Raw genomic sequence first — 5,356 nt, 5'->3', positions numbered from 1 at the left:
GATGACGTCATGTCCTTGACCGCATCGCCTCCCGCGGCGGTGAGCCGTGCCGGGCGTGTTGAGGTGTTGTTCGAGGAGTTGGCGGAGTTGGCCGGTCAGCGCAACGCCATCGATGGGCGCATCGTGCAGATCGTGGCCGAGCTGGATCGCGACGAGCTCTGCGGCGCCACCGGCGCACGCTCGATCGCGGCGTTGGTGGCCTGGAAGCTGGGCTCGTCATCGGCAAATGCCCACACGATCACCACCGTGGCGCACCGGCTGCAGGAATTTCCGCGCTGCGCGGCAGGCATGGCCCAGGGTCGACTGTCACTGGATCAGGTCGGCGTCATCGCCGCACGCGCCGGCCATGGTTCTGATGAGCATTACGCGGAGCTGGCGCGGGTCGCCACGGTCAACCAGCTGCGCACCGCGGTCAAGCTAGAACCGCGACCCCAACCCGATCCTGGCCCGCAACCGCAGCCCTCGATCACCAAGACCTACGGCCAGGAGTTCATCTATTGGCGGATCACACTTCCGCACCTGGATGCGGCCAAGTTCGACGCGGCACTGGCCTCTCATCGTGATGGGCTGATCGCCCAGTGGAAGCACGATCACCCCAACGGCGAGCCCACATCAGATACCGCGCCGCCGTTGCCTGGCACTGTCGAGGCGTTTATCCGCCTGGTCGAGGCCGGATGGGACCTCGAGGCGACACGGCGCCCACACGGGCAGCACACCACAGTGGTGGTGCACCTCGACGTGGCCCAGCGCGCCGCCGCGCTGCATCTGGGTCCGCTGCTGTCCGACGCCGACCGCGGCTACCTGAGCTGTGATGCCACCTGTGAAGTCTGGTTCCAACGTCACGGGCAGGTCATCGGCGCCGGGCGAACGACGCGGGTGATCAACCGGCGGCTTCGCCGCGCCCTTGAGCACCGCCACCCCAGCTGCGCGGTTGCTGGCTGTGGGGCCACCCGCGGTCTGCACGCACACCACCTGCGGCACTGGCAAGACGGCGGTGTCACCGAGTTGGCCAACCTGGTGCTGGTATGCCCCTATCACCACCGGGCCCACCACCGCGGCGTCATCACCATCACCGGACCCGCCGACGACCTCACCGTCACCGACAGCACCGGCCGACCGCTCAGCGCAGGATCGCTCGCACGTCCACCCAACCACCCCCCACCCGCCGTCCCGCCCTGCCCCGGGCCCACCGGCGAGCGCGCCGACTGGTGGTGGTACCAACCCTTCCAGCCCCAGCCACCACCGCGTGCATCGCTGGATTCGTTCGCGCTACCCGCTGCTACCGGGTCTTGGTAATCAAGGCCGACAACCAGGACCGCACCGCCGCCGACCCGATACCCAGGACCCTCATCAAGGTCCTCGTTGACGTGCGCACTAACAATGACGACGAGGTGCCGTAAAGCGTTGCGGCTAGCAGTGGTTCCAGTTGTCCCTCTCCCCAGCGCCGCTTGCCACCCGGTAACGGTAATTATGCGCCAGCGGGGTGGCGGCTCAACAGCGTAATTCGTTGGTGCACAACGAGTTTTACTCGCGTCTCACTTTGCCGTCCCAGGTAGCTAGAGTGTAATTCGCAGGTTTGCGGCCAACCCCGCACTAACACCTACCACCACCCCGAAAAACTCCTACAAGACAACGACGACGAAGAAGACCCCTAGCCGGCCGAGCCGATGAACCCCAACACCAGGTCGGCGACTTTGTCCGGCTCGTCGAGCTGAAGGAAGTGTCCGGCATTGTCGACGACCGCCACGTCGCTGTCGTCGGGAAGAGCGTTCGGAATCCAACGGGTGAAAGCCGATGTCATGCAACCGTCGTCGCGCCCATGCAGGTACAGGCTCGGCAGCTTCGGCGGTGACGTCCAATGCCGGTGCAGGTCGCGGTATTGCGTAGGCGGGCGGGTATTGCGGATCGCTGCGCGGTAGGGCCCGAGCGCGGCGCGCCAGCTCTCCGGCGTGCCGATCGCGGCGTCGACGTGGCGCAGATCCGTTTTGGCGTCGTAGCCCGGCGACCATCGTCGCCACAGCCGCGGCAACAGCCAGGAGGCCGAACGCTCTGGCAGCCAAGGTAATTGGAAGTACATTATGTACCAGCTACGCAGCAGTTGAGGCGGGAGCTGCGCCAGTAACCGGCCGGCATCGGGCACCCGTCCCCGAAACGTCGCGGCCGGCGGCACCGACATGATCACCGCTTTGACGAATGGGCTGTCGGGGACCGCGGCCAGGCCGTTGGCCGCCATCGCACCCCAGTCGTGGCCGATCACCACGTCGCGGTCGCTGGCGCCGGCAGCCTCGCGTACCCGCAGAGCATCATGCATCAACGCGCCGACGTGATAGCTGCCGTCCGAAGGAATCGCCGACGGCGCATAACCGCGCATGAACGGCGCCACCACCCGCCAACCGGACTCTGCCAGTCGGGGTGCGAAGTTGCGCCAGCCGTAAGCGGTGTCGGGGAATCCGTGCAAGCACAGCGCGATTGGGCCGTCGGGCGGCCCCCATGTCAGGGCCTTCAACTCCACGGTCGGAGCTTGTACATCGATCCAGCGCGGTCCGGTCATCACCTGATCTTCCGTGGGCGATTAGTACTGGTCGAAATCGGAGATCAGCCAACGCTCACCGACTTTGTCCAGCGTCACCCGGACATTGGAATCGTCGCCGGTCGCGGGCGCATCCCCGATCTTGACGATCTGGTTGACGAACAGCAGCACCACCGCGTGGGTCGGGGTCACCGACTCCGCCGCCGCCGCGGGCACGCTGGCGGTCGCGACGACACGCTGCTGTTTGGCATTGGGAATGAGCTCCTCTTGCGCCCGGCGCGTGTAGGTATCGAGGAAACCACCGGTCAGCCGCTCCCGGGTGGCTGCCACGTCGCGGTCGACCGTGTCGTACCGAAACGTCAGCACAGCATCGGTGGAATCCCTTGCGGCCGCTACTGATTGGCTGCGGGCGAGGTCGATGTCGCGAATCGAGGAGTCTTTCCACTTCAGCAGGCCGGCGGCGATAGCCAGTAGTAACGCGAGGGCGGGAAGCAACCCGAAGACCAACACGCGCGACCAGTTGACAGATCTTTGCTGCGTCATGAGACGAATGCGACGTCGGAGACCTTGGCACCGTCACGCACCTTCTGCACGGTGATCCGCATCCGCAGGAACTGCGGCTCCTGCTGGGCCTGCGCAGGATCAGCGGACTTCACCGTCACCGCCACCAGCACCCGGCCCCGGTCGCCGCTTTGCGATTCCAGCCCGGCGTCGGTGACGGCACCCAGCGATCGTGTCCGTGTGTTCTTCGCAGTGTCGATGTAGGACTGCTTGCGGCGGGCGAAGCTGTCGGCGAACTTGCCGGTCGCGGAGTCCAGGATTCGTTGCGCGTCGGCGTCGGCGTGCTGATAGTCGACTGTGCTGAGGTTCACCGCGACGTCCGCGGCGGCTCGCACGAAACGATCGCGCTCGTCCTCCCGATTCTGCGCCTCGTAGGTCCGAAAACCGAGCCAACCCACCAACCCCGCCAAGAACACTCCCGCGACCAGGCCGGCGATGAGCGCTATTCGTTCAACCTGTCCCGGGGGTTGGGCCGGCCGGAGGTATACGACGTCCGCCGGGGCATCGGGCCCGCCGGAGATAGCAGCATCGTCCGCCATGTTTTCCAACGTACGTGCTCATGCGAGCGCTCAGACCGCTGCCACCGCATTCTCCAGATCCGCGATGACGATCTTGCTCATGCCATACATCGCCTGGGTGGCGGCGGTGGCGCGGGCCGGGTCAGGGTGGCTGACCAAGTCATAGAGTCGCTTTGGAATTACCTGCCAGCTCAGGCCGAACCGGTCTTTGCACCAGCCGCACGGCGCTTCCTCGCCGCCGTCGGTCAGCCGGTTCCAGTAGTAGTCGACCTCGTCCTGGTCCTTGCAGTCGATCGTGAACGACACCGCCTCGCTGAACGAAAAGTGCGGACCGCCGTTGATCCCGATAAACCGGTTGCCGTCCAGCACGAAGGTGCCGGACAGAATCGACCCGGGCTCGCCGGGACCGGCGTCGGTGCTGCGATTCAGGTCCTCGAGGCGCGAGTTCGGAAAAACCGAGGCATAGAACGTCACCGCCTCCTCCAGATTGTGGTCGAACCACAGTGTGGGCGTGATCGAGGGCATGGCCGCCTCCTTGATGGTTGGTGTGGTCACAACGGTCTCACCCGGACAGACCGTCGCGACGGCGAAAAATCACCGCTGTAACGTCAGGCGGGTAATGCCTGGCGACGAAGCCTTGCATCCGGCCAAGGAGCTGCCCGTGACGTCCGTCCGCAACACTCCACGCACTGTCGAGTTCTCCGGTGTTCAGGGGGTCACCCTGGTCGCCGACGAGTGGCTCGGTCAATCAGCGGGCGGCGCCGACGTGGCGGCCGATCGGCCGACGATCCTGATGCTGCACGGCGGCGGCCAGAATCGGTTCTCCTGGAAAAACACCGGCCAGGTGTTGGCCGACGAAGGATTCCACGTGGTCGCGCTGGACAGCCGCGGCCATGGCGACAGCGACCGGGCGCCCGACGCCGACTACGACGTCGAGACGCTGACCAGTGACGTCATGCAGGTGCTCGACGCCATCGGCCGGCCGGTGATCCTGATCGGTGCGAGCATGGGCGGACTGACCGGCATCCTCGTCGCGGACCGGGCCGGACCCCAACGGGTGACCCGGTTGGTACTCGTGGACGTTGTCCCGCGGTTCGAGAAGAACGGCAGCGCCCGAATCCGTGACTTCATGTTCAGCGGCTTGCACGGGTTCGGTTCGCTCGACGAGGCCGCTGACGCCGTTGCCGCATATCTTCCGCATCGGACCAGGCCGCGCAGCCCGGAGGGTCTGAAGAAGAACCTGCGACTGCGCGACGGCCGCTGGTACTGGCACTGGGATCCGTCCTTCATGACCAAACCCGGAGACGACCCAGAGCTGCGCACCGAGAGCTTCGAACGCGCGGCTGCCGACCTGACCATCCCGGTACTGCTGATCCGCGGCAAGCTTTCCGACGTGGTCAGCCCGGAAGGCGTGCGGCACTTCTTGGACACCGTGCCCAACGCGGAGTTCGTCGAGCTGTCCGACGCCGGACACACCGCGGCGGGCGACGACAACGACGCCTTCAGCGACGTCGTGGTCACGTTCGCGACTCGGCCGTCGTAAACCTGCTGACCCCGCTAGTTCGCCGGCTTTTCCGCGTGTCCGCCGAACTGCTTGCGCATGGCTGACAGCGCCTTGTTGGCGAAGTCGTCGAGGCTGCGCGAGGCGAAGCGAGACTGCAGCGCGGTCGTCAGCGTCGGCGCGGGAACGCCCTCGTCGATCGCCGCGATCGCGGTCCAGCGGCCCTCGCCGGAATCCGAGACGTGG

At 66.1% G+C, this 5,356-nt stretch carries 6 protein-coding genes and 1 pseudogene; 2 read left to right on the top strand and 5 right to left on the bottom strand.

Translation table 11 applies throughout. The features are described 5' to 3' along the window. Positions 1–9: 9 nt before the first annotated feature. Positions 10–1,296, top strand: coding sequence for an HNH endonuclease signature motif containing protein (locus VGG53_RS02980; RefSeq protein ID WP_331516505.1), 1,287 nt, complete (start codon positions 10–12; stop codon positions 1,294–1,296). A gap of 355 nt (positions 1,297–1,651) precedes the next feature. Here the strand turns inward: VGG53_RS02980 and VGG53_RS02975 are convergent, their stop codons facing one another. The 4 genes from VGG53_RS02975 to VGG53_RS02960 are packed head-to-tail and all read right to left on the bottom strand — an operon-like array spanning position 1,652 to position 4,134. Continuing rightward, positions 1,652–2,551, bottom strand: coding sequence for an alpha/beta hydrolase (locus VGG53_RS02975; protein WP_331516503.1), 900 nt, complete (start codon positions 2,549–2,551; stop codon positions 1,652–1,654). A 21-nt stretch (positions 2,552–2,572) separates the two neighbouring features. Further along, positions 2,573–3,073 (bottom strand): hypothetical protein, encoded by a 501-nt coding sequence (locus VGG53_RS02970; RefSeq protein ID WP_331516502.1) that lies wholly within the window; start codon positions 3,071–3,073, stop codon positions 2,573–2,575. Next, on the bottom strand, positions 3,070–3,630 hold the full coding sequence (locus VGG53_RS02965) for a mammalian cell entry protein (RefSeq protein WP_331516501.1): 561 nt from the start codon (positions 3,628–3,630) through the stop codon (positions 3,070–3,072). The genes VGG53_RS02970 and VGG53_RS02965 overlap by 4 nt, the downstream gene beginning before the upstream one ends. A 30-nt stretch (positions 3,631–3,660) precedes the next feature. After that, positions 3,661–4,134: a VOC family protein gene (locus tag VGG53_RS02960; protein WP_331516504.1), complete on the bottom strand. Its 474-nt coding sequence runs from the start codon at positions 4,132–4,134 to the stop codon at positions 3,661–3,663. Between the two features lie 136 nt (positions 4,135–4,270). Here VGG53_RS02960 and VGG53_RS02955 point away from each other — a divergent pair, with 136 nt between their 5' ends. After that, positions 4,271–5,152: an alpha/beta hydrolase gene (locus tag VGG53_RS02955; RefSeq protein ID WP_331516500.1), complete on the top strand. Its 882-nt coding sequence runs from the start codon at positions 4,271–4,273 to the stop codon at positions 5,150–5,152. Positions 5,153–5,166: 14 nt separating this feature from the next. Here the strand turns inward: VGG53_RS02955 and VGG53_RS02950 are convergent. Continuing rightward, positions 5,167–5,356, bottom strand: a pseudogene (locus tag VGG53_RS02950) (6-phosphogluconate dehydrogenase (decarboxylating)); the annotation flags it as partial.

The sequence above is a fragment of the Mycobacterium sp. genome, from assembly GCF_036490025.1.
In the GTDB taxonomy this organism is placed as follows: domain Bacteria; phylum Actinomycetota; class Actinomycetes; order Mycobacteriales; family Mycobacteriaceae; genus Mycobacterium.
Note: the sequence above shows the minus strand (reverse complement) of the source record. Positions and strands in the feature narration are given on the sequence as shown.

Excerpts from the sequence above, each read along its gene's own strand:
- VGG53_RS02980 (WP_331516505.1), top strand. The coding sequence starts at position 10 with ATGTCCTTGACCGCATCGCCTCCCGCGGCGGTGAGCCGTGCCGGGCGT.
- VGG53_RS02975 (WP_331516503.1), bottom strand. The coding sequence starts at position 2,551 with ATGACCGGACCGCGCTGGATCGATGTACAAGCTCCGACCGTGGAGTTG.
- VGG53_RS02970 (WP_331516502.1), bottom strand. The coding sequence starts at position 3,073 with ATGACGCAGCAAAGATCTGTCAACTGGTCGCGCGTGTTGGTCTTCGGG.
- VGG53_RS02965 (WP_331516501.1), bottom strand. The coding sequence starts at position 3,630 with ATGGCGGACGATGCTGCTATCTCCGGCGGGCCCGATGCCCCGGCGGAC.
- VGG53_RS02960 (WP_331516504.1), bottom strand. The coding sequence starts at position 4,134 with ATGCCCTCGATCACGCCCACACTGTGGTTCGACCACAATCTGGAGGAG.